This is a genomic window from Candidatus Accumulibacter contiguus (assembly GCF_012940005.1).
In the GTDB taxonomy this organism is placed as follows: domain Bacteria; phylum Pseudomonadota; class Gammaproteobacteria; order Burkholderiales; family Rhodocyclaceae; genus Accumulibacter; species Accumulibacter contiguus.
Genome location: NZ_SPMX01000092.1, coordinates 1 through 21,557, shown reverse-complemented (window position 1 = coordinate 21,557; position 21,557 = coordinate 1). Strand labels below are relative to the sequence as shown.

The following is a 21,557-nucleotide window of genomic DNA, read 5'->3' as shown; positions in this document are numbered from 1 at the left end:
TGTGGATCAGTCATCCGAACAGCGCACAGGCCCGCCAATGGCATCTCCTGGCACGCCGCGATGGCAAGGAGGTGAAGTTCATGCTCTCCAACGCGGCGCCCGACACGCCACTTCGCGAGCTGGCACGCATGCAGGCACAGCGCCACTTCATCGAGCGCGCCTTCGAGAATGCGAAAGGTTGCTGTGGGATGGCCGACTACCAGGTACGCAAGTGGCGGGCTTGGTACAACCACATGGCGCTCGTCTGCGTTGCACTACTCTTTCTCGTCAAGGAGCGGCGGCAACACTCACCCTACGCCGAGTTACTGTCCTGTGCCGATGTTGTCGACATGCTCGTGGCGCAGCTCCCGGTGAAGATTCACGGTCGCGAAGACCTCGTGCGAATCATCGCCGAGCGTCATGCACGGCGACAAAGCGCCCGCGACAGCGCCTACCGAAGGCAGCCGCCAGCACCCAAAAATGCCATTAGAATCTGTTAATGTAGAACTAACGGTCGTTACGGGCCTACCAAGGTACCAGGCCAGCGCTGGAATTTCACGCAGCATTGCCGAAAGGACACAGACTACCGACCGGAAGCGGTCAAGCGGGTCTGGATTCCCAAGCCGAACGGCAAGCTGCGCCCCTTGGGCATACCGACGATCACCGACCGGGTAGTCCAAACGGCGGCCATGCTCGTGCTGGAACCCATCTTTGAAGCCGATCTGCAACCGGAGCAATACGCGTACCGGGCAGAGCGGGGAGCGCAGGATGCGGTACAAGCGGTTCATCGTCTATTGAACACTGGACACCAGCAAGTGATCGATGCGGATCTATCCGGCTATTTCGATAGCATTCCGCACCCTGAGCTTATGAAGAGCGTCGCCCGTCGGATCGTGGATCGGCACGTTCTGCACCTCATCAAGCAATGGCTGGACGCGCCAGTGGAAGAGGACGATGGACACGGTCACCGGAAACGGACGACGTCCAACCGGGACACCGGACGTGGCACCCCGCAAGGGGCTCCGATTTCACCGCTGCTGTCGAATCTGTACATGCGGCGCTTCATCCTCGGATGGAAGACGTTGGGGTATGCCCGTCGCTGGTCGGCGCAAATCGTCAATTATGCGGACGACTTCGTCATCTGCTGCAAGGGCCGGGCAGAGGATGCCATGGCGGCGATGCGAGGAATGATGGAGCAACTGAAGCTGACGGTGAACGACGACAAGACCCACCTATGTCAGATACCGCAAGAGCGGTTTGACTTCCTGGGATACACCTTCGGGCGGTGCTACAGCCAGAAAACCGGGCGCGCCTACATCGGCACCCGGCCCTCGCCGAAAAGCGTCAAACGGATGGTGGAAAGCATCACTCAGGAAACCGACCGCCGCCGAACCATACTAGGTGATTTCCGCAAAACGCCGTACCAAGAGTCATGGCGTCAGGCCGGGCTCAGGGCCAGAAAAACAGGCCGCTGCGGTAGTTGTTCGGGATCCTGATTCCCGGAAATCACCCTAGATGCCGAGTTTGTCGTGGGACGGCTGAACCGGAAACTGATCGGCTGGGCGAATTACTTCTGCCTGGGTTCCGTCAGTCCGGCCTATCGGGCGATCAACACCCATGTCACGCAACGGCTCCGCCGGTGGTTATGCAAGAAACACAAGGTCTCCGGCACCGGGTGGGCGCGCTACCCGAATCAGTACCTTTACGAAAAGTTGGGACTGGTCAATTTGCCGGCGAGGACCCATGACCTTCCGTGGGCGAAAAGCATGATGTCTTGTCCGAGAGCCGGATGCGGGAAATCTGCACGTCCGGTTCGATAAGCGGGATGTGGAAACGGGGCTATGGCAAGGCTACCTGGGCACCGTCAGACGAAAGGGACGGAAACAGACAAGCCGAACCTACGGCTACCGCGCCACATCTCGACTCTACACCCTTCGCTGGCGAGGAGCGTGCAAGGCCGGGCAAGTTCGCCGATAATGCGTGAAGTATAAATGCCTCGCTGACTCGCTGCCAGGCGGATCGATGCCGTGCGCGTTTGCGGCAGCTTTTGGCGAACCGCGTCGTTGACCAGAGTCCGAACCATGCCCCACGACATCTTCATCTGCTACTCGCGGACCGATCTTGCCATTGCCAACCCGCTCGCCGAGCGCCTGCGCGCCGAGGGATGGACGGTGTTTCTCGACGTGCAGACGCGCGTCGGCGAGCGCTGGCACAAGGCGATCCAGAAGGAACTGCACGCGGCGAAGGCGCTCGTCGCCTTGTGGTCGGCGCAGTCGTGCGACAGCGACTATGTGCTTGAAGAAGCCGAGTATGGCAAGCGCAAAGGCATTCTCTTCCCTGCCTTCATCGAGCGCATCGAGTTTCCCTATGGTTTCGGGAGGATTCAGACGGCTGACCTCGTCGGCTGGGCAGGCGAGCGCGATCATGCCGGGTTGGTGCGAATTGTCGATGCGCTGCGGCTGCAACTCGGAGGCCGCGAACCGCAGCCGGCACCGGCCGTGACGGTCGCCCCCGCCGCTGCGCCACCCCCGTCCTCCGGACAGACCTTTCGCGACCCGCTGCGCAGCGGTGGTGAGGGTCCGCTGATGGTCGTGATCCCCGCCGGCCGTTTTCTGATGGGCTCGCCGGTTACGGAACCGGAGCGCAGCGACGACGAGACTCCGCAACACGAAGTCCGGATCGCGCTGCCGTTCGCCATGGGCGTCTACGCCGTGACTTTCGATGACTACGATCGCCATGCGCAGGCCGCCGGGAAGTGGAAACCCGATGATTCGGGCTGGGGGCGGGGCGAGCGGCCGGTGATCCATGTTTCCTGGGACGATGCGTGCGAATACTGCCAGTGGTTGTGCGAACAGACCGGGAACGCCTACCGCCTGCCGAGCGAGGCCGAGTGGGAATACGCCTGCCGTGCGGGAACGACGACGCCTTTCCACACCGGCGAGCGGATCAGTCTCGAGCAGGCCAACTTCGATGGCAACTACACCTACAACGGCTCGGCGTCTGGCGAATGCCGGCAGAAGACGTTGCCGGTAGGCTCTTTCGCGGCCAACGACTTCGGGCTATACGACACGCACGGCAATGTCTGGGAGTGGTGCCAGGATACCTGGCATAAGAACTACGAGGGAGCACCGACGGATGGTTCCGCGTGGGAAGGAGGGGGCTCATCGTCCCGCGTGCTGCGCGGCGGGTCCTGGCTCGCTCGCCCGAGGCTCTGTCGCGCGGCGTACCGCTACGTCCTCGCTCCGGACGACCGTGGCGGCTTCATCGGCTTCCGGGTGTGTCGTGTTGCCCCCATCGAACCGCTGCGCGCTGCGCCGCTGAACCCTGTGACGCTGAAGCGCTGATCACTGGGCGCCGCGCAGCGGCGCCCGCGATTTTTTTTCGGGCCTGTTCGTAGCTTCCCGTCGCGGCATGTCGCCGGGCTTCAGGACGAATGGCGCGAGCACGTGCCGGCGCAGGCCCCACGAGTCGGCGTGCCGCACGTGATTGATCCAGCCACGTACGCTGGCGTCGAACTCGGCGAAGGCGATCGTGCTGGAACGGTAAGCCTCATAGCGCTCACCGAGTCGGCGCGTTGCGTAGCGCACCTTGCGCGCCTTGACCAGGCGATACTCGGGGAAAACGACGAAACCCAGCCAGGGAATGCCACCGGCGGTCGGCGTCACCTGCGTGCAGCGCTCGTGGATCGTCAGCCGCAGTCCCGCCAGCCGCGACTGGATCGCCTCCTTCCACGCCCACAGTGTCGCCTTGCTGTCGGCGAAGAGCGCAAAGTCGTCGACGTAACGCAGATAGGCTCGGCAGCCGAGTTCGCGCTTGACGAACAGGTCGAAAGGATGCAGATAGCAGTTCGACCAGAACTGCGAGGTGAGATTGCCGATTGGCAGCCCGCGTGGTCGGCACACCGCCAGCAGATCGTCGCCCGGAAACCACACCATGTCGTACTGGTCGCGCAAAACGTCGCGACCGCCGGCCAGGATGACCTCGATCAGGCGCATGATGTCGGGCTCCGGGATCTGCGTGCGCAGGCTGTCGAGCAGGATCGCATGGTCGATCGACGCGAAATGCTGGCGCAGGTCGGCGCGCAGCACGTAGCGATAGCGGCGCGTGAACTCCTGCAGGCGGTCGATCGCCCGATGCGTCCCCTTGCCGATGCGGTTGGCGTAGCTGTCGGGAATGAAAACGCGCTCGAAGCGCGGTTCGATGATCGCGCACAGGGCGTGGTGCACCACCCGGTCACGAAATGTCGCGGCGCTGATTTTCCGGTGCTTGGGTTCGTGAATGAAGAAATGGGTGTACGGCCCGGGCGCGTAGCTACCGTCGAGCAGGTCCGCACGCAGGCGCAGCAGGCGATCGGCCACCTGGAACTCGAAGCTGGCGACGGCGGGTCGGCGTCGCTTGCCACTGGCCGCGCGCTGGAAGGCTTGCAGCAGGTGCGGCCAGTGGCACAGTTCGGCGAACGCGGGACTATGATGAGCAGTGTCGATGGCGTTCGTTCCGTAGGTCAGGTCAGCGTAGCGTCACTCGGTACTCTGCCGAGAAAGGATGTCGGGTTATGCCCTGCGGGCTAACCCTACCTACGAACGACGACGACTGGAGGTGGGTATGGCAGAAGAACTGGTGTTGTTCTCTCGGTTTTTTGACCTCTTGAGCTGGTTGCTGCCGCACGCCGAGCGCTTTCCGCGAGTGTACCGCCAGAGCGTCACTCGGCGGCTCATGGATGCAGCGCTCGATTGCCAGGAAGCCGCTTTCGCCGCGCAGAGCGCGCGCGGCGCCCGTCGCCAGGCGGCACTGCAGGACGCCGACGCGGCGCTCAATTGCCTGCGGCTGTACTTGCGTCTGGCGCACCGCTGGCGCTGGCTCAACGATGGTCAGTACGCGCACGTCAGCGCCATGGTGGCGGAAATCGGCAGGCTGCTCGGCGGCTGGATCAGGCAGAGTGCTCCCTGAAAAAGGGTGGGCGCCACGGGAGCGAATCCAGGTGGCGCCCGGTCTTGCTATGCGCCCGACGCGCCAGGCGCGTGCGGACGGGACAGGCCTGCGCCATCGATCGTTCCCCGGCCTCGTCCGGCAAACCGTGGTCGGCCGAAAGTTCCGACAAGCGCCAGAATGTTTCCCGACGCCCTGCGGGGATGATCACGATGTGGGCACCACGACACACCCGGAAGCCGATGTTGTTGTTACGGTTGTCCGGAGCGTTGTCGTTGCGGTTCGCCGCGCGACAGTTCCTCGGGTTATTGTTCCAGGACCCGCCGCGCAGCACGCGGGACACGTTTCAGGCTGCCCCACAGGCCGAAGCCTGCCGGCAGAGTATGGCAGGCAGAAGACAAGAAAGGCAAAAAAAATCGCGGGCGCCGCTGCGCGGCGCCCAGTGATCAGCGCTTCAGCGTCACAGTGTTCAGCGGCGCAGCGCGCAGCGGTTCGATGGGGGCACCACGACACACCCGGAAGCCGATGTAGCCGCCACGGTAGTCCGGAGCGTCGTCGTTGCGGTACGCCGCGCGACAGCCCCCCGGGTTATTGCCCCAGGACCCGCCGCGCAGCACGCGGGACACGTCTGCGCCCGGCGCAGTATTGCCAGGAGTGTCGTGTTCGTTGACACACCATTCCCAGACGTTCCCGGCCAGATCCATCACCGGCCAGCAATCGGGAGCCCCGAGTGGATACATCCCCACCGCCGTCGTCCTGCCGATACCGCTTTCGTAACTATTAGCGCGCATCACGTTCCACTCGCCGTGCCACGGGTATTCCCGCGCTTGGGCGCCTGCCTGCGCCACCCATTGCCATTCCCATTCGGTCGGCAGCCGGACGACTTCGTTCTCGGCCAGATCCAGGCGGTTGCTCAACCAGCGGCAGAAAGCGACGGCGTCGTACCAGGAGACGTTGATCGCCGGGTAGTTGGCAAAGGCCCAGAGATCCGCGCCCGGCTGATCTTCCTGCCTGAGCCCGTCCCACCAGCGCGGATCGCGATAGCCATCGGCGGCAGCGACAAAAGCGCGATACTGCTGCCAGGTGACCGGATACTTTGCGATACGGAAAGCGTGCACGGCGAAGGTCTCGGGCGGCTCCGTTGCCAGCGTCACCTGACCCGCCGGGATGTCGACCCAGACGATGTCGGGCAGGCCATTCGCTCCTAGCCCGACGCCGCGGCGCGGGTCGCCCATCTGGTTGAGGCGCAGACCGATCTCCTCGCGGCGATGGTGCGGCGTCTCGTCGGAGCGCAATTCGTCGAGCAGACGCAGCGGTTCGGGAGCGAGGAAGCCCTGCAGCGGCTCGCTCAGCACGCCTTGCAGCGCGCGCCAGGCATCGAGACCGGTATCGGCGAAGTCGGCGTCATGCGGCGCACTCCGGTGCGGATTGAGCGCCAGCAGCGCTTCGAGCGCCGGTTTCTGGCGTTCCCAGCTCCAGCGCAGCAGTTCGCTGTGGCGCGCGGTCAAGGCCTGGCCGGACGCTTCCTCCCTGGCTCTCGCCTTCTGCCAGTCGCCGGCCGCCTGCTCGGCCTGGCGGCGCAGCGCCAGCTTGTCGCTGTATTGCCCGCACCACGCGCGCAGGCGCGGCCAGTGGTTCAGCAGTGTCTCGTGCGCGAGTTCGACATGCCGGTCGTCGGGGTCGGCGAGCAGGCCCTGCGCGCGCAGGGCCTCGACCAGATCGCTCAGCCTGGCGTCGGCGCGCAAGGGTTCGACTTCCGCTGTTCGGCGCGTCGGCAGCTCGTCGATGACCGTCGCCAGTTCGGCAAACAGACGCTCGCAGGCCTCCGCCAGTGCCGGATCGTCGTCAATCTCCTGGTCGATGTCGGCCACGGCGGTCTCGACGATCTTCTTGAGGCCGCCCATCTCGTGATAAGCAGCGAGCGTCAGGCCCTGGGCGGGGTCGCGGTGCGCGAACAACTGCGTCAGCGTCAGCGCCAGCAGCGGCAGCGCGCCGGCCATGTCGCGGGCCGCCGCCAACAGTTCCGGGAGCAGCTCGGGCTGCACCGCCACGCCGCTTTTCGCCGCCGGGCAAACGATGATCTCGCGCAGCCGGTCTTCGTCCCTGATCGGATCGAGGGGAACCAGCGAACGGGCGAACACCTCGCCACCGACCCAGTCCATCAGGCGGTGCATGAATTCGCTGCGCAGCGTCAGCACCAGAGACAGCGACGGGTCGCCGCGCAGCGCTTCGAACAACGCACGAAAGCGCTCGGCGGTCTCGGGCGGCGTCTGCGTGAACAGTTCCTCGAACTGGTCGGCGAAGAGCAGGATCGGTGCGTGCAGCTTGCCCAGCAGGTTGGCGACGGCGCTTGCCGGGTCGCTGTCGAGTGCTTGCCGGAGGCGCTCGACGCGTGGCTTGCGCAGGTGCTGGCGCTCTTCGGGCAGGGCGCGGTCGAGCGCCTCGGCCAGTTGCCGGCAGGGATCGGCTTGCGGCTTGAAGCGCAGATAGCTCAGCGTACCCTGCCGTTGGCGCAGTGCCGGAACGACGCCGGCCGCGACCAGCGACGACTTGCCGGTTCCCGACCCGCCGACGACGCTGACGAAGCGCGACGTTTCGAGACGCTCGAGCACGCGCGCCGTGTCTGCTTCGCGGCCGAAGAAGAAGCTGCATTCCTCGGGCTTGAACGCGGCGAGGCCGGGGTAGGGGTTGGCGATCAACGGTGGGGCTGTCGCGGCGTCTGGCGGTGTTGCGGGTGGCGCCGGTGCGGGGACCGACAGCGGCGGCAGGTAGCGAATCTTGCCGAGCGCCGGCACCGGCGTCTCCGGCTGCTCGGTGAGCAGGCGATAGAGGTCGTCGTAGTGGGCGTCGAGCTGGAACTTGCGAAAGTCCTTCAGTGGCAGCGGGATGCAGTGTTCGTCACCGGCAGGCGGCAGCACGGGGATGAACTGCTTGTTGCTGAGCTTGTCGTCGTAAAGCGCCTGCGTGATATGCTGCGACTCCCAGCGCACGCCGCGCCCGCAGCCGGGCGGTGCGTTGCCGTCGAAGCGCTGGCGGTACTCCTCGGTGCACACGACGAGGACCCAGTCGGCCTGTTCGATCTGCTCGCTCATCCACAGCCGCCAGCCTTTCTCGACCCAGGGGAAGTAGCGGTCGATGACGGCATCGACGCCGTTGTGACGCAGCCTGTGGGCGAGTGCCAGCACCCAGGCGGAATGGCTTTCGGATTCCTGGGCGTAGCTGATGAAAACGCGTGGCGGATGGTCGATCATGACTGGAGTCTGAATCGATGCCCCATCTTTTTGTTTTGGTGATGAATTTTCAGATTCCACCATCTTCTTTCATGATCGGGAGTGCCTGGAAAAGTCATGACCCTTAGTATAAGCTTTCGCATCCTCAATGCCGGGGATACGGCGCTGACCATCGAGTTTGGCGAGCGCGTCGAGCGGCGCCTGCTGGCTGCGGTGACGGCACTCGACGCGGCACTGGCGCGGGCGATCGGCAGCGGCGAACTGCACGGGATCGTCGAAATGGTTCCGACCTTCCGTTCGCTGACGGTGATCTACGATCCCTTGCTGAGTACGCGCGCCGAAATCGAACCGATCGTTATCAGACACGCGCATGCCGCGCTGTGCTCGTCTGTAGCCATGGACAGGAATGCGCGGCGCGGGCGTGTCTGGCAACTGCCGGTGTGTTACGGGGACGAGATCGCTGCCTGCGGGCCGGATCTCGATGAACTCGCACAGGCCTGCGGCTTGCCGCCGGCCGAAGTGATCCGCCTGCATGCTTCCGTCACCTACGAGGTCTACATGCTCGGTTTCCTGCCGGGTTTTGCCTTCATGGGCGATCTGCCGGAGCTGCTCTCGCGTCCGCGTCGCAGCGAGCCGCGCCTGCGCGTGCCGGCGGGCAGTGTGGCAACGGCCGGCACCCTGACCGCGATCTACCCCTGGGAAAGCCCCGGCGGCTGGCACCTGCTTGGCGCCTGTCCGGTGCCGCTGTTTTCGGCGAACTGGCCGCAGGCGGCGCTGCTCCTGCCCGGCGACCGGGTGCGCTTCCGTGCGGTAGACGCCGCCGAGTATCGCTTGCTGCTCGCGGAAATGCCGGAGTGGTACGCGGCAGCGCGGCCGCCGCTGGCTTTCCTGGCCGATGGTGAAGCCGATCAATGAACGCTGTTCTCGAAATCGTCAGCCCCGGCGCGCTGGCTTCGCTCCAGGATCTCGGCCGACCGGGGTTCCGTCGGCTTGGCGTGCCGCGCTCCGGCGCGCTGCAACCGGACTGGTTGCGCCTGGCCAATGCCTTGATCGGCAATGCCGAAGATGCACCGGCGATTGAATTCCTTGTCGGCGGTCTGGTGGTGCGTGCGCTCGACTCGCCGGTGCAGCTCGCACTGGCCGGCAATTTTTCGGCTGCGGTGCGCAGCGCCGGCGGGCGTCGTTGCCTCGATTCCTGGCGCAGCGTGACGCTCGCGCCTGGCGAGGCCCTGCATTGCGGCATGCTGTCGCCGTGCCGGGTCGGCTATCTCGCGCTGCTCGGGATCTGTGTCCCGAAGCAGCTCGGCAGCGCCTCGACCTATGCGCCTGCCGGGCTCGGTGGCCTCGATGGCCGCTGGCTGTCGCCCGGCGTCCGCCTGCAGGTCGGCGAGGGCAGTGCCGGCGAACAGATGCTGCGGACGGCGCCACTGCTTGATACGGCGCCGATTCGCGTGCTGCTCGGACCGCAGGAAGACTACTTCACTGCGGCGTCGCAGGCCTGCTTCCTGAGCGAGGTTTACCAGGTTTCCAGCGCTGCCGATCGCATGGGCATGCGTCTGGATGGACCCATGCTCAGGCATCGCTCCGACAAAGGCGTCGAAATTACCTCGGACGCGACCGTTCCGGGGTCGATTCAGGTACCGGCTCAGGGACAGCCGATCGTGCTGCTCGCCGACGGCCAGACCGCCGGCGGATATCCGAAGATTGCGACGGTGATCTCGGCCGATTTGCCGCGCCTGGCGGCACTGGCACCGGGACAGCGCATTCGCTTTGCCACCGTTTCGGTGGCGGCTGCCGAACTGGCTGCGCGCGCCAGCGCGGCAAGACTGCGCGCGCTGATCGCCGACATCGTGCCGCTGGCGGCAGTGGGCGTGCTCGATCTGCAGGCGATGTACGCCGCCAACCTGGTCAGCGGTGTCGTCGATGCCTGCGCGCTCGACTCCGCGATCTGGCCGGCGACTCCTGCGCAGGAGGATTGGCAAAATCCACGGAGTTCACGGAATTCACCGCGGGAGAAAGGATGAGGCGCAGGATCAATCTCAACGCCGATCTGGGTGAAAGCTTCGGGGCCTGGAAAATGGGCAGCGATGACGAACTGTTGCACATCGTTGGCGCGGCCAACATCGCCTGCGGTTTTCATGCCGGCGATCCGCTGGTGATGCGCCGCACGGTCCAGCAGGCGCTGTTGCCGGCGTCAGCCTCGGCGCACATCCTTCGTTTCCCGACCTGCAGGGTTTTGGCCGGCGGGCAATGCAGCTTCCGGCCGCCGAACTCGAAGCGATGCTGATCTACCAGATCGGCGCCCTCGCCGGCATCGCCCGCGCCGAAGGCGGGAGGCTCACGCATGTCAAGCCGCACGGCGCGCTGAACAATATGGCCTGCGAGGATGCGGCGCTGGCGGACAGCGTCGTGGCGGCGATCCGCAGCTTCGATCCTGGGCTGATTCTGCTCGCGCCGGCGCTTTCGAAGCTGCTGCTGGCCGGCGCAGCAGCGGGATTGCAAGTCGCCGCCGAAGTCTTTGCCGATCGCAGCTACACCGACACCGGCAAGCTCGTGCCACGCAGCCAGCCCGGCGCAGTTCTCCACAGCGCCGACGCCTGCGTCGAACAGGTTCTGCGCATGCTCGAAGCGGGCGGCATCGTCAGCCTGGGCGGCGAGCTGATCCACACCGAGTTTCACAGCATCTGCGTGCATGGCGACGGCCCGCAGGCAGTGGCCACGGCGACGGCCATTCGTACTGCACTACTGGGCGCCGGTATCCGCCTGGTGAGGCTACCGGAAGTGCTCTAGCCCGTCTGACGTTTTGCCGGCGATGGTTTAGAATGTCGGCATCGCTGGCAAGAGTGGATTGGGCGGAGCGCAGCCGCGGCTGCGATCCCGAGCTGCTCCGCTGGCTGCCTCAATACCTATGAGGAAACCCCCCTCGGATAGCGGAAAGACGCCGATGCCTCACAGAGTTCTCAAAGTCCCCGAGCGGGGAATGATCGATGCCTACGAGGGCCTGCTCGCAGCGCGCAATTTTCGGGCCGACAGCGCGCAACGGGCGGCCGCCGAACGTCTGCAGCGACTGTATTATGACCTGCTGTCGTTCAAGGTCGGACGGCGCAGCACCTTGCGGCGTCTCTTTGCTTCGCCGGCCGTTCCGCGTGGTGTCTATTTCTGGGGCGGCGTCGGGCGCGGCAAGAGCTTCCTGATGGACTGCTTTTTCGACGCAGTACCGTATCGTCGCAAGCGCCGGATTCACTTCCACGCCTTCATGCACGGGGTGCATCAGCAGTTGAACGAACTCAAGGGTGAGAACGATCCGCTGCTACGGCTTGCCGAGCGCATCGCTACGGAAGTGCGGTTGCTCTGCTTCGACGAATTTCACGTCTCCGACATCGCCGACGCGATGATCCTCGGCCGCCTGCTCGAAGCGCTCTTCGCGCGCGGGGTGGTTTTCGTGATGACTTCCAATTACCCGCCCGACAGGCTCTATCCGAACGGCCTGCAGCGCGACAACTTTCTGCCGACGATTGCCCTGATCAAGTCGCGGCTGGACGTGCTGGAGATCGACGCCGGCGTCGATTATCGGCTGCGAACGCTTGAGCAGGTCGAGATCTTTCATTACCCGGCCGACACGGCGGCCGAGCTGAAGATGGCCGAGTATTTCGCCGCCATGGCCGATGGCGAAGGCATGCAGGGGGGCAGCATCGAGATCCTCGGGCGCGAGATTCCGACGCAGCGCCGCGGCAACGGCGTCATCTGGTTCGATTTCAAGACCCTGTGCGGGGGGCCGCGTTCGCAGAACGACTACCTGGAACTGGCGCGCGGCTATCACACGGTGCTGCTCTCGGCGATTCCCAGGATGTCGCCGAGCATGTCGTCGGAAGCTCGGCGCTTTACCTGGCTGGTCGACATTTTCTACGACCACAAGGTCAAGCTGATCGCCACCGCCGATTGTGGCCCGGACGGGCTGTACACGCAGGGTACGCAGGCCAGCGAGTTTTTCCGCACCGCCAGTCGTCTGACCGAGATGCGCTCGCGCGAGTATCTCGGCTTGCCGCATCTGTCGTGATCAACACGCAGCGTAACCCGAGCGCATCCGGGTGAAGCCTAGAAAATCTCCAGATCCACGCAGAGCCGGTTACCGCCGGCTTCCTGTGCCGCGTTGAGCAGTGGCCGCAGGTGCTCGATCAATGCCGCTGAATCTTCGCCGCTGTATTCGGTGACGCCGCCGCTGATCGTCAGCGGCGGCCTGTCGTCACGCGAATACGTCGCCTCGACCACTTCGCGCAGACGCTCCAGACCGATCATCGCATCGTTGACGCGCACATTGGGCAGAACCAACAGGAACTGATCGGATCCGAAGCGGCCGATCATGTCGAATTCGCGCAAGCTCCTGCCCAACAGGGAACCCACCTCGGCGAGTACGCGTTCACCGGCTTCCCGTCCATTCGCTGCGCAGAAATCGGTAAAGTCATCAATGGCCATCAGCGCGAGGGCAAAAGGGGTGCCGTAACGTCGCGCGCGACGATCTTCATCGTCGAGAAGCAGCTCGATATAAGTCTGGCTGAAGACCCCGGTGAGCGGGTCGTGCGTCGGCATTGACTGGTTTTCTCTCGCCAACTGCTTGTAACGGCTCAGTTTGACCAGGGCCAGGAGGACACGTCGCAAACTGCCGTCGCCGGCGAACACCGGAAAGGCACTGGCCTTGCACCAGGTGGTGGCGCCGGACGCCGCCTTCCGGATGCCGATCGCCCGATGCAGAACAGCCTGTCGCGTCTGCGCCACCTGCATTTCGAGGCGGTGGTCGTCGGCTAGCGGTTGACCATTCTCGTCTTCCCATATGACCGGCGTATCGCCAAGAAGCGTGGCCGCCTGGGTATTGTGCAGATGCAGGGAACCGTCGGGAGAGAAGACCAGCAGCGCAATGTCGAGGCTATCGAGCAGCGTCCCGTAATTCCCGATTTCGACATCATCGGCTCGCAGATCGACTGGCGGCAGGAGAGGTGGGCTACTGAACATCTGTGAACATCACCGGCATATCACGATATCCGCATGTTAGCCCAAAATCTCGCCCTGTGCTCGTCGTGAAGCCGTTGATATTAAGAGGGCTTCGCACCGGTCAGGAAGCCTCCGGCGGCAAGCAGCGCCTGCTCCAGGTCGTCGATCAGGCGTGATCCACCGCGCAGCGCCAGTCGACCAGCGCGTCTTGCCGGGTGAAGCCTAGAAGATTTCCGGATCCATACAGAGCCGGTTGCCGCCGGCTTCCTGTGCCGCGCTGAGCAGTGGCCGCAGGTGCTCGATCAATGCCGCTGAATCTTCGCCGCTGTATTCGGTGACGCCGCCGCTGATCGTCAGCGGTGGCTTGACGTCACGCGAATACGTTGCCATGACCTCCTCGCGCACACGTTCCAGACCGATCATCGCATCGTGGATACACACATTGGGCAGAATCAACAAGAACTGATCGGATCCGAAACGGCCGACCATGTCGAAGCCACGCAAACTCCTGGCCAACAGGGAACCCACCTCGGCGAGTATGCGTTCACCGGCCTTCCGTCCATTCGCTGCGCAGAAATCGGTAAGGTTGTCGATGCTCATCAGCGCCAAGGCAAAAGGGGTGCCGTAACGTCGTGCACGGCGATCCTCATCGTCGAGAAGCAGCCTGATATAGCGTTGATTGAAGATCCCGGTGAGCGGGTCGTGTGTCGGCATTGGCCGATTCTCGATTGCCAAATGGCTGTAAGGAGTCAGTTTGGCCAGTGCCAGGAGGACAAGTCGCAGACTGCCGTCGTCGGCGAACACCGGAAAAGCGCTGGCCTTGCACCAGGTGGTGGCGCCGGACGCCGCCTTCCGGATACCGATGGCCCGATGCAGAACCGCCTGTCGCGTCTGCGCCACCTGCATTTCGAGGCGGTGGTCGTTGGCCAGCGGTTGACCATTTTCGTCTTCCCATACGACCGGCGTATCGCCAAGAAGCGTGGCCGCCTGGGTATTGTGCAGATGCAGGGAACCGTCGGGAGAGAAGATCAGCAGCGCAATGTCGAGGCTATCGAGCAGTATCGCGTAATTTCCGATTTCTACATCATCGGCACGCAGGTCGAAGGGCGGCAGGAGGTGTGGGCTACTGAACATCTGTGAACATCACCGGTACATCACTATCCGCATGTTGGACTGGACGAAGCCACTACGCGGAGAAACGGCGTCGTGGGGCAGAAGCCATAACGTGACCCCATACCCTCTTGCAAGGGCTAGTTCCATGACGAAGGCAGTCATTCTAAGATGAAAGCATTGTCCACAGCAAATTTTGCTCGCAACTAGCATGAATAGCGGGTGCAAGCGGCAAACGCTGCCGATTCGGCCCGGTCATGCGTCAGGGCTGTTCGTTCGCACCTTTCATTGCACGATATAAAATTACATCTTACAATACAGGATGAAGTCAATTGCTGCACCGCGGTACCGTGAGGCACTGCAAGGGTTTAATCTGTCCGTTGCCGTTCACCCAAGCGCGCAGAAAAGAACCGTTCCATTCACAATTCTGTAGATCAGGAGACAAATCATGGCAGATCTGCCCGAAAACGCGCTGTCGGCCTGCATGAACGATGCGGACCCACAAGAGACCCAGGAATGGCAGGACGCCCTGAGCGGCGTCATCGACAAGGAGGGCGCCGAGCGTGCCCACTTCCTGATCGAATGCCTGATTGCCCAGGCGCGCCAGGAGGGAATCGACATTCCCTACAGTGCCGCCACCGAATACGTCAACACCATTCCGGTCGACCAGCAGCCGAAGTATCCCGGCAATGCCGACCTGGAAATCCGGATTCATAACTACATCCGCTGGAACGCCATGGCGATGGTCGTTCGCGCCAACCGGGACAGCAACGTCGGCGGCCATATCGCTTCCTTCGCTTCGGCGGCAGCGCTCTACGATGTCGGTTTCTCGTGGTTCTGGCGCGCGCCTTCCGAGCAGCACGGCGGCGACCTGATCTTTTTCCAGGGCCACTCGGTTCCCGGTGTCTATGCGCGCGCGCACCTGCTCGGCCGGCTGACCGACGAACAGATGGACTGTTTCCGCCAGGAAGTCGACGGCCAGGGCGTCTCGTCCTACCCGCATCCGTGGCTGATGCCGGATTTCTGGCAATTCCCGACGGTCTCGATGGGTCTCGGCCCGATCCAGGCGATCTATCAGGCGCGCTTCATGAAATACCTGGACAGCCGCGGTTTCATCCAGGCCGGCGACCGCAAGGTCTGGGCCTTCCTCGGCGACGGCGAAACCGATGAAGTCGAATCGCTGGGCGCCATCGGCATGGCCGCGCGCGAGCGACTCGACAACCTGATTTTCGTGATCAACTGCAACCTGCAGCGTCTCGACGGTCCGGTGCGTGGCAACGGCAAGATCATCCAGGAACTCGAAGGGACTTTCCGCGGCGCCGGCTGGAACGTCATCAAGCTGATCTGGGGAACCCAGTGGGACGCGCTGTTCCTGCGCGACAAGAAGGGCATTCTCAAGCAGCGGATGATGGAGGCGGTGGACGGCGAGTACCAGACCTTCAAGGCCAAGGACGGTGCCTATGTCCGCGAGCACTTCTTCAACACTCCGGAACTCAAGGAACTCGTCGCCGACTGGACCGACGATCAGGTCTGGGGGTTGAACCGGGGTGGCCACGACATCTTCAAGATCTTCAGCGCCTACAAGAGCGCCGTCGAGCACAAGGGGCAGCCGACGCTGATCCTGGCCAAGACGATCAAGGGCTATGGCATGGGCCAGGCCGGCGAGGGGATGAACATCTCGCATCAGCAGAAGAAACTCGATTACGACGCGATCAGGCGCTTCCGCGACCGTTTCAGCCTGCCGGTGCCGGACGACCAGATCAAGGCACTGCCGTACCTGAAGTTTGCCGAGGGTTCGCCCGAACTGACCTACATGCGGCAGCGGCGAATGGACCTCGGCGGTTACCTGCCAAAGCGCCGGCGCCTGGCGGAACCGCTGGAAATCCCCGAATTATCGGCTTTCGAGACGCTGCTCAAGGCCTCGGGCGAGGGTCGCGAAGTGTCCACGACGATGGCCATCGTCCGTTTTCTCAACATCCTGCTCAAGGACAAGAAAGTGGGCCGGCACGTCGTCCCGATCGTCCCCGACGAGTCCCGGACTTTCGGCATGGAAGGCCTCTTCCGCCAGATCGGCATCTGGAACCAGGAAGGGCAGAAATACGTTCCCGAAGACCATGACCAGTTGATGTTCTACAAGGAGTCGAAAGACGGGCAGGTGTTGCAGGAAGGGATCAACGAGGCTGGCGCGATGAGCGACTGGATCGCTGCCGCGACAGCGTACTCGGTACATGGCGTGCAGATGATTCCCTTCTACATCTGCTACTCGATGTTCGGTTTTCAGCGCACCATGGATCTGTGCTGGGCGGCTGGCGACCAGCGTGCCCGCGGTTTCCTGATCGGCGGCACCGCCGGTCGCACGACGCTCAACGGCGAGGGCCTGCAGCACGAAGACGGCCATTCGCTGATCCTCTCGGGCCTGATTCCGAACTGCCTCAGCTACGACCCGACTTTCTCGTTCGAAGTCGCGGTGATCATGCGCGAAGGCATGCGCCGCATGTACCAGGAGCAGGAGGACATCTTCTACTACCTGACGGTGATGAACGAGAACTACGAACATCCGGAAATGCCCGCGGGTGCCGAGGCCGACATTCTCAAAGGCATGTACCTGCTGCGCCGCGGTCAGTCGTCGGACAGCAATCCGGCGGCGCCACGCGTACAACTGCTGGGATCGGGAACGATCTTCCGCGAAGTCATTGCCGCTGCCGACCTGCTCAAGAACGACTGGGGAGTCGATGCCGACCTCTGGGCTTGCCCGAGCTTCACCGAACTGGCGCGCAACGGCAACGCCGTGCAACGCGCGAACCTGCTCAACCCGCTGGCCAGGCCACAGGTGTCGCATGTCGAGGCCTGCCTGGGCGATACCCGCGGCCCGATCATTGCCGCGACCGATTACGTGCGCCTGTTCGCCGAGCAGATTCGGCCCTTCCTCAACCGTCGCTACGTGGCGCTCGGCACCGACGGTTTCGGCCGCTCGGACACGCGCGCGAAGTTGCGGCACTTCTTCGAGGTCGACCGCCGCTGGGTCACCATTGCCGCGCTCAAAGCCCTTGCCGACGATGGCACGATCGAGCGCAGCAAGGTCGCCGAAGCGATTGCCCGGTACGGCATCGACGTGAACAAACCCAACCCGATGACGGTTTAAGGGAGGCCCCTGATGAGCCAATTGATCGAAGTAAAAGTCCCGGACATCGGTGATTACACCGACGTGCCGGTCATCGACATCTGTGTTCTGCCCGGCGACGTCGTCAAGCTGGACGATGCGCTGGTGACCCTCGAATCCGACAAGGCGACCATGGATGTGCCATCGACGGTGGCCGGCGTGGTCAGGGAAGTGCGCGTTCAGCTCGGCGAGAAGCTGTCCGAAGGCGCCGTGGTCGCCGTCATCGAAGCGTCTGCCGCGGGCGACGCCGTGCCGGCTGCCGCCCACACGGCTCCCCCGGTGGTGGCAGCCGCCGTGGTCAGCGCAGCGCCAGCGGCGAGTGGCGGCATCCCTGTCGAGGTCGCGGTGCCGGGTATCGGCACTTACCATGACGTGCCGACTCCGGCAGCATCGCCACCGGTCGCCGGCCTCGCGCTCGGCGCCCGCACCCACGCCAGCCCGTCGGTACGCCTGCTGGCGCGCGAACTCGGCGTCGATCTCTCCAGGGTCCCGGCCAGCGGACCGAAAGGCCGCATCGTCAAGGAAGACGTCACCGCCTACGTCAAGGGGGTCATGACGGCTGCCCCGGCGCTTGCCGCCGCGCCATCGCTCGGCGGTGGTCTCGACCTGCTGCCCTGGCCGAAGGTCGACTTCGCCAAGTTCGGCCCAGTCGAAGTCAGACCGCTGGCACGAATCAAGAAAATCTCCGCGCAGAACCTGGCGCGCAACTGGGTGATGGTTCCGGGGGTCACCTACCACGAAGACGCCGACATCACCGATCTTGAAGCCTTTCGCGTGGCGATGAACAAGGAGAACGAGAAGTCCGGCCTGAAGATCACCATGCTTGCCTTCCTGATCAAGGCCTGCACCGTCGCGCTGAAGAAATTCCCGGAATTCAACAGCTCGCTCGACGGCGACAACCTGGTGCTCAAACAGTATTGCCATATTGCCTTCGCTGCCGACACGCCGAATGGCCTGGTCGTTCCCGTGATCAAGAACGCCGATCAGAAATCGGTGGTGCAGCTCGCCGTCGAGAGCGGCGAACTCGCCAAAAAGGCGCGCGACGGCAAGCTCGGACCGGCGGAGATGTCCGGTGCCTGCTTCACCATCTCCAGCCTGGGCGGCATCGGTGGCACCTATTTCTCGCCGATCATCAACGCCCCGGAAGTCGCCATCCTCGGCGTCAACCGGTCGGTGATGAAACCGATCTGGAACGGCCGCGAGTTTGCGCCGCGGCTGATCCTGCCGATGTCCCTGACCGCCGACCACCGCGTCATCGACGGCGCTCTGGCCACCCGCTTCAACGTCTTTGTCGCGCAACTCCTTGCCGACATGCGGCGCGTGCTGCTCTGATCGGGAGAAAAATCATGAGCCAGATCATTGAAGTGAAAGTGCCCGACATCGGCGACTACCACGATGTGCCGGTGATCGATATCTGCGTCAACACCGGGGATACAGTCCAGGTCGACGATGCGCTGATCACCCTCGAATCCGACAAGGCGACGATGGACGTGCCGAGCAGCGTTGCCGGCGTCGTCAAGGAGGTGAAAGTCAGCCTGGGTGAGCGGATCTCGGAAGGAACGGTGGTTGCCCTGATCGAGACCGCCGACGCGGCGCAGGAGACTACACCGGCAACAAGCGCTGCCGCGCCACCAGCGGCCAGCGTCGCCCCCGCGCCGCAAGCCGCCCCGCCGATCACCGGCAGCGCCGACCTCGAGTGCGAGATGCTCGTCCTCGGCGCCGGCCCGGGCGGTTACTCGGCAGCTTTCCGCAGTGCCGACCTGGGCATGCAGACCGTCCTCGTCGAGCGCTACCCGACACTCGGCGGCGTCTGCCTCAACGTCGGCTGCATCCCGTCCAAGGCGCTGCTGCACATCACCGGCGTCATGGACGAAGCGCAGCACATGGCCGACTGCGGCGTCAGTTTCGGCGCGCCGAGCATCGACCTCGACCGGCTGCGCGCGCACAAGGACCAGGTCGTCGGCAAGCTCACCGGCGGCCTCGCCGGCATGGCCAAGGGACGCAAGGTCGAGGTCGTGCAGGGCGTCGGCCAGTTCGTCGACGCGCATCACGTCGAAGTGGCATTGGCCGGCGGCGGCAGCAAGCGGATCAAGTTCCGGAAAGCGATCATCGCCGCCGGCTCGCAACCGATCGCGCTGCCGTTCATGCCCAAGGACGATCCGCGCGTCGTCGACTCGACCGGCGCCCTCGAACTGCGGCAGATTCCGAAGAGCATGCTGGTCGTCGGCGGCGGCATCATCGGCCTCGAGATGGCCAGCGTGTACTCGGCGCTCGGTTCGCGAATCACCGTCGTCGAACTCGGAGGCGTCCTGATGCCCGGCGCCGACCGCGACCTGGTCAAGGTCTGGGAGAAGAGGAACGCCCACCGCTTCGACCGGATCCTGCTCAACACCGGCGTCGTCGCCGCCGCAGCCACTCCCGAAGGAATCGAGGTGACCTACAGCAACGACGAGATAGAGCGCTTCGACCTCGTGCTGGTCGCCGTCGGCCGCTCGCCGAACGGTAAGAAACTGGCGGCCGAGAAGGCTGGCGTTGCCGTCAATGAGCGCGGCTTCATCCCCGTCGATACGCAGTTGCGAACCAATGTAGCGCACATCTACGCCGTCGGCGACATCGTCGGGCAGCCGATGCTGGCGCACAAGGGCGTGCATGAGGCACACGTCGCTGCCGAAGCCGCGAACGGCGGCAAGCGCTGCTTCGACGCCCTGCAGATCCCGTCGGTGGCCTACACCGACCCGGAAATCGCCTGGGCCGGCAAGACCGAAGAGCAGTGTCGGGCCGAAGGCATTACCTATGGCAAGAGCGTCTTCCCCTGGGCGGCGTCGGGGCGCGCGCTGGCCAATGGCCGGGAAGAAGGATTCACCAAGCTGATTTTCGACGAGAAGACGCATCGCATCATCGGCGGCAGCATTGTCGGTACCGACGCCGGCGACCTGATCGGCGAAGTCTGTCTGGCAATCGAAATGGGCTGCGACGCTACCGACATCGGCCACACCATCCACCCGCACCCGACGCTGGGCGAGTCGGTCGGGATGGCGGCGGAGGTCTATGAGGGTGTCTGCACCGACCTGCCGGCGGTGAAGAAGAGGTAGGCAAAGCGATTTCCGGTTGTACGCCGCCGCACGCGAAGTTCGGCGGCGTCGTTCTTTCGATGAACCGGAAGTGATGGTTTCGTTTGCGCTTGACCACTGGCGCGACAGGGAGTGGGTGTTTTTGTCATGGGTGCCGATCATCTCCCCCGGCTGAATGCCTTGATGCGCCAATAGGATGATTTACCGATGGACTTGGCGGATGCCTCGCGGGCGTTGCTGGCAGAGAAGGGCGGCGAGGGACGTATCGTCAGTACCGATGAGCGTGATTTTCACACTGATCGCTGGAAAAACCAGCATCCCTTTCGTAATCTGCTGCCTGGGCAGGTTTGAGCCGGAGCTCTTGATATTGAGATGGATACAGCGCTGCTTTACGGCTGGGAGGATGCTGGCTGCTGGATTGCAAAACTTGACCGCAGAGCTCGCTGTGTTTCCTGGTTTCTTGTGATGTGGAGGTCGCCGTGGGAACTGACTACGAAACTGACGTGGTGGCCTGGGCTAGCGAGCAGGCCCGGCTGATTCGTGCTGGGCGTTTCGATCTGCTTGACCGGGAACATATCGCCGAGGAGATTGAAGACGTGGGGAAGAGCGAACAGCGCGAGTTGGCCACCCGAATGGCGGTCCTCCTGGCCCATCTCCTCAAGTGGCAGCACCAACCCGAGCGCAGAGGTGCAAGCTGGGAAGTGACGATCAGCAGTCAGCGACAGAGAATTGTCCGTCGCCTGGACAAGACACCGAGTCTGCGCGGCTGCCTCAACGACCCGGACTGGTGGGCCGATGCCTGGGGCGATGCCTGCGATCTGGCCAGTGCCGAGACGGGAATCGGAATGGACAAGCTCCCACGCCATTGCCCTTGGGCGATGGCAACGGAAGTCCTCGATGAAAGCTGGCTACCGAATGGGTAGCGGTAGGGCTATGGGTGATCGGGGGAGCGGCGATCATGCTGGATTGCAAGACTTGACCCCGAGCTTTGCTGTGACCCCGAGCTTTGCTGTGACCCCGAGCTTTGCTGCTGGACTTGCAAGACTTGACCCCGAGCTTTGACTCCGAGCTTTGACTCCGAGCTTTGACTNNNCC

General features: G+C 63.8%; 14 protein-coding genes and 4 pseudogenes. 13 read left to right on the top strand and 5 right to left on the bottom strand.

What is annotated here, in order from left to right:
• The 3 genes and pseudogenes from E4Q08_RS22215 to E4Q08_RS22200 form a co-directional block, all read left to right on the top strand.
• Nucleotides 1-479, top strand: a pseudogene (locus E4Q08_RS22215) (IS701 family transposase); the annotation flags it as partial.
• A gap of 84 nt (nt 480-563) precedes the next feature.
• Nucleotides 564-1,799: pseudogene (locus tag E4Q08_RS22210) on the top strand (group II intron reverse transcriptase/maturase); the annotation flags it as partial.
• 261 nt (nt 1,800-2,060) lie between these two features.
• Nucleotides 2,061-3,323, top strand: coding sequence for an SUMF1/EgtB/PvdO family nonheme iron enzyme (locus E4Q08_RS22200; protein WP_169071990.1), 1,263 nt, complete (start codon nt 2,061-2,063; stop codon nt 3,321-3,323).
• Here the strand turns inward: E4Q08_RS22200 and E4Q08_RS22195 are convergent, their stop codons facing one another.
• Entirely contained in the window at nt 3,324-4,337 is a 1,014-nt protein-coding gene (locus tag E4Q08_RS22195; RefSeq protein WP_169071989.1) for a reverse transcriptase/maturase family protein, read from the bottom strand.
• 244 nt (nt 4,338-4,581) lie between these two features.
• Between E4Q08_RS22195 and E4Q08_RS22190 the strand changes: the two genes are divergently transcribed.
• Nucleotides 4,582-4,926, top strand: a complete 345-nt coding sequence (locus E4Q08_RS22190; protein ID WP_169071988.1) for a four helix bundle protein — start codon at nt 4,582-4,584, stop codon at nt 4,924-4,926.
• On the opposite strand, the gene E4Q08_RS22185 is transcribed toward E4Q08_RS22190, so the two are convergent.
• Together E4Q08_RS22185 and E4Q08_RS22180 are read right to left on the bottom strand one after the other, a co-directional pair.
• Nucleotides 4,907-5,248, bottom strand: coding sequence for a formylglycine-generating enzyme family protein (locus E4Q08_RS22185; RefSeq protein WP_169071987.1), 342 nt, complete (start codon nt 5,246-5,248; stop codon nt 4,907-4,909). The genes E4Q08_RS22190 and E4Q08_RS22185 overlap by 20 nt on opposite strands.
• Nucleotides 5,249-5,351: 103 nt before the next feature.
• Nucleotides 5,352-8,156, bottom strand: coding sequence for an nSTAND1 domain-containing NTPase (locus E4Q08_RS22180; RefSeq protein ID WP_169071986.1), 2,805 nt, complete (start codon nt 8,154-8,156; stop codon nt 5,352-5,354).
• Nucleotides 8,157-8,252: 96 nt separating this feature from the next.
• Between E4Q08_RS22180 and pxpB the strand changes: the two genes are divergently transcribed.
• From pxpB to zapE, 4 genes and pseudogenes are all read left to right on the top strand, one after another.
• Nucleotides 8,253-9,050 (top strand): 5-oxoprolinase subunit PxpB, encoded by a 798-nt coding sequence (pxpB, locus tag E4Q08_RS22175; RefSeq protein WP_211203529.1) that lies wholly within the window; start codon nt 8,253-8,255, stop codon nt 9,048-9,050.
• A complete protein-coding gene (locus E4Q08_RS22170) occupies nt 9,047-10,159 on the top strand; it encodes a 5-oxoprolinase subunit C family protein (protein ID WP_169071985.1) in 1,113 nt (370 codons plus the stop codon). The genes pxpB and E4Q08_RS22170 overlap by 4 nt, the downstream gene beginning before the upstream one ends.
• Nucleotides 10,156-10,925, top strand: a pseudogene (locus tag E4Q08_RS22165) (LamB/YcsF family protein). Before E4Q08_RS22170 ends, E4Q08_RS22165 begins: the two are co-directional and overlap by 4 nt.
• A 154-nt stretch (nt 10,926-11,079) precedes the next feature.
• Entirely contained in the window at nt 11,080-12,192 is a 1,113-nt protein-coding gene (gene zapE, locus E4Q08_RS22160; RefSeq protein ID WP_034916746.1) for a cell division protein ZapE, read from the top strand.
• Nucleotides 12,193-12,230: 38 nt separating this feature from the next.
• Here the strand turns inward: zapE and E4Q08_RS22155 are convergent, their stop codons facing one another.
• Together E4Q08_RS22155 and E4Q08_RS22150 are read right to left on the bottom strand one after the other, a co-directional pair.
• A complete protein-coding gene (locus E4Q08_RS22155; protein ID WP_169071984.1) occupies nt 12,231-13,142 on the bottom strand; it encodes a GGDEF domain-containing protein in 912 nt (303 codons plus the stop codon).
• Nucleotides 13,143-13,343: 201 nt separating this feature from the next.
• Nucleotides 13,344-14,255 (bottom strand): sensor domain-containing diguanylate cyclase, encoded by a 912-nt coding sequence (locus E4Q08_RS22150; RefSeq protein ID WP_169071983.1) that lies wholly within the window; start codon nt 14,253-14,255, stop codon nt 13,344-13,346.
• A 424-nt stretch (nt 14,256-14,679) separates the two neighbouring features.
• Here E4Q08_RS22150 and aceE point away from each other — a divergent pair, with 424 nt between their 5' ends.
• The 5 genes and pseudogenes from aceE to E4Q08_RS22125 all read left to right on the top strand — a co-directional run bounded on the left by aceE (nt 14,680) and on the right by E4Q08_RS22125 (nt 21,385).
• On the top strand, nt 14,680-17,373 hold the full coding sequence (gene aceE, locus E4Q08_RS22145) for a pyruvate dehydrogenase (acetyl-transferring), homodimeric type (protein ID WP_169071982.1): 2,694 nt from the start codon (nt 14,680-14,682) through the stop codon (nt 17,371-17,373).
• A 12-nt stretch (nt 17,374-17,385) separates the two neighbouring features.
• Nucleotides 17,386-18,723 carry a dihydrolipoyllysine-residue acetyltransferase gene (gene aceF / locus E4Q08_RS22140; protein ID WP_169071981.1) on the top strand — a complete coding sequence of 446 codons (1,338 nt, stop codon included), beginning with the start codon at nt 17,386-17,388 and terminating at the stop codon, nt 18,721-18,723.
• Between the two features lie 14 nt (nt 18,724-18,737).
• Complete coding sequence (gene lpdA / locus E4Q08_RS22135; protein ID WP_169071980.1) at nt 18,738-20,483, top strand: dihydrolipoyl dehydrogenase; 1,746 nt, start codon at nt 18,738-18,740, stop codon at nt 20,481-20,483.
• Between the two features lie 147 nt (nt 20,484-20,630).
• A pseudogene (locus E4Q08_RS22130) lies at nt 20,631-20,813 on the top strand (PIN domain-containing protein); the annotation flags it as partial.
• 128 nt (nt 20,814-20,941) lie between these two features.
• Nucleotides 20,942-21,385 (top strand): DUF29 domain-containing protein, encoded by a 444-nt coding sequence (locus tag E4Q08_RS22125; RefSeq protein WP_169071979.1) that lies wholly within the window; start codon nt 20,942-20,944, stop codon nt 21,383-21,385.
• Nucleotides 21,386-21,557 lie beyond the last annotated feature (172 nt).

What these genes read in the sequence shown, in the direction of transcription:
- aceE (WP_169071982.1), top strand. Translation starts at nt 14,680, where the DNA reads ATGGCAGATCTGCCCGAAAACGCGCTGTCGGCCTGCATGAACGATGCG.
- E4Q08_RS22155 (WP_169071984.1), bottom strand. Translation starts at nt 13,142, where the DNA reads ATGTTCAGTAGCCCACCTCTCCTGCCGCCAGTCGATCTGCGAGCCGAT.
- zapE (WP_034916746.1), top strand. Translation starts at nt 11,080, where the DNA reads ATGCCTCACAGAGTTCTCAAAGTCCCCGAGCGGGGAATGATCGATGCC.
- E4Q08_RS22150 (WP_169071983.1), bottom strand. Translation starts at nt 14,255, where the DNA reads ATGTTCAGTAGCCCACACCTCCTGCCGCCCTTCGACCTGCGTGCCGAT.
- E4Q08_RS22180 (WP_169071986.1), bottom strand. Translation starts at nt 8,156, where the DNA reads ATGATCGACCATCCGCCACGCGTTTTCATCAGCTACGCCCAGGAATCC.
- lpdA (WP_169071980.1), top strand. Translation starts at nt 18,738, where the DNA reads ATGAGCCAGATCATTGAAGTGAAAGTGCCCGACATCGGCGACTACCAC.
- E4Q08_RS22200 (WP_169071990.1), top strand. Translation starts at nt 2,061, where the DNA reads ATGCCCCACGACATCTTCATCTGCTACTCGCGGACCGATCTTGCCATT.
- E4Q08_RS22190 (WP_169071988.1), top strand. Translation starts at nt 4,582, where the DNA reads ATGGCAGAAGAACTGGTGTTGTTCTCTCGGTTTTTTGACCTCTTGAGC.
- aceF (WP_169071981.1), top strand. Translation starts at nt 17,386, where the DNA reads ATGAGCCAATTGATCGAAGTAAAAGTCCCGGACATCGGTGATTACACC.
- E4Q08_RS22170 (WP_169071985.1), top strand. Translation starts at nt 9,047, where the DNA reads ATGAACGCTGTTCTCGAAATCGTCAGCCCCGGCGCGCTGGCTTCGCTC.
- pxpB (WP_211203529.1), top strand. Translation starts at nt 8,253, where the DNA reads ATGACCCTTAGTATAAGCTTTCGCATCCTCAATGCCGGGGATACGGCG.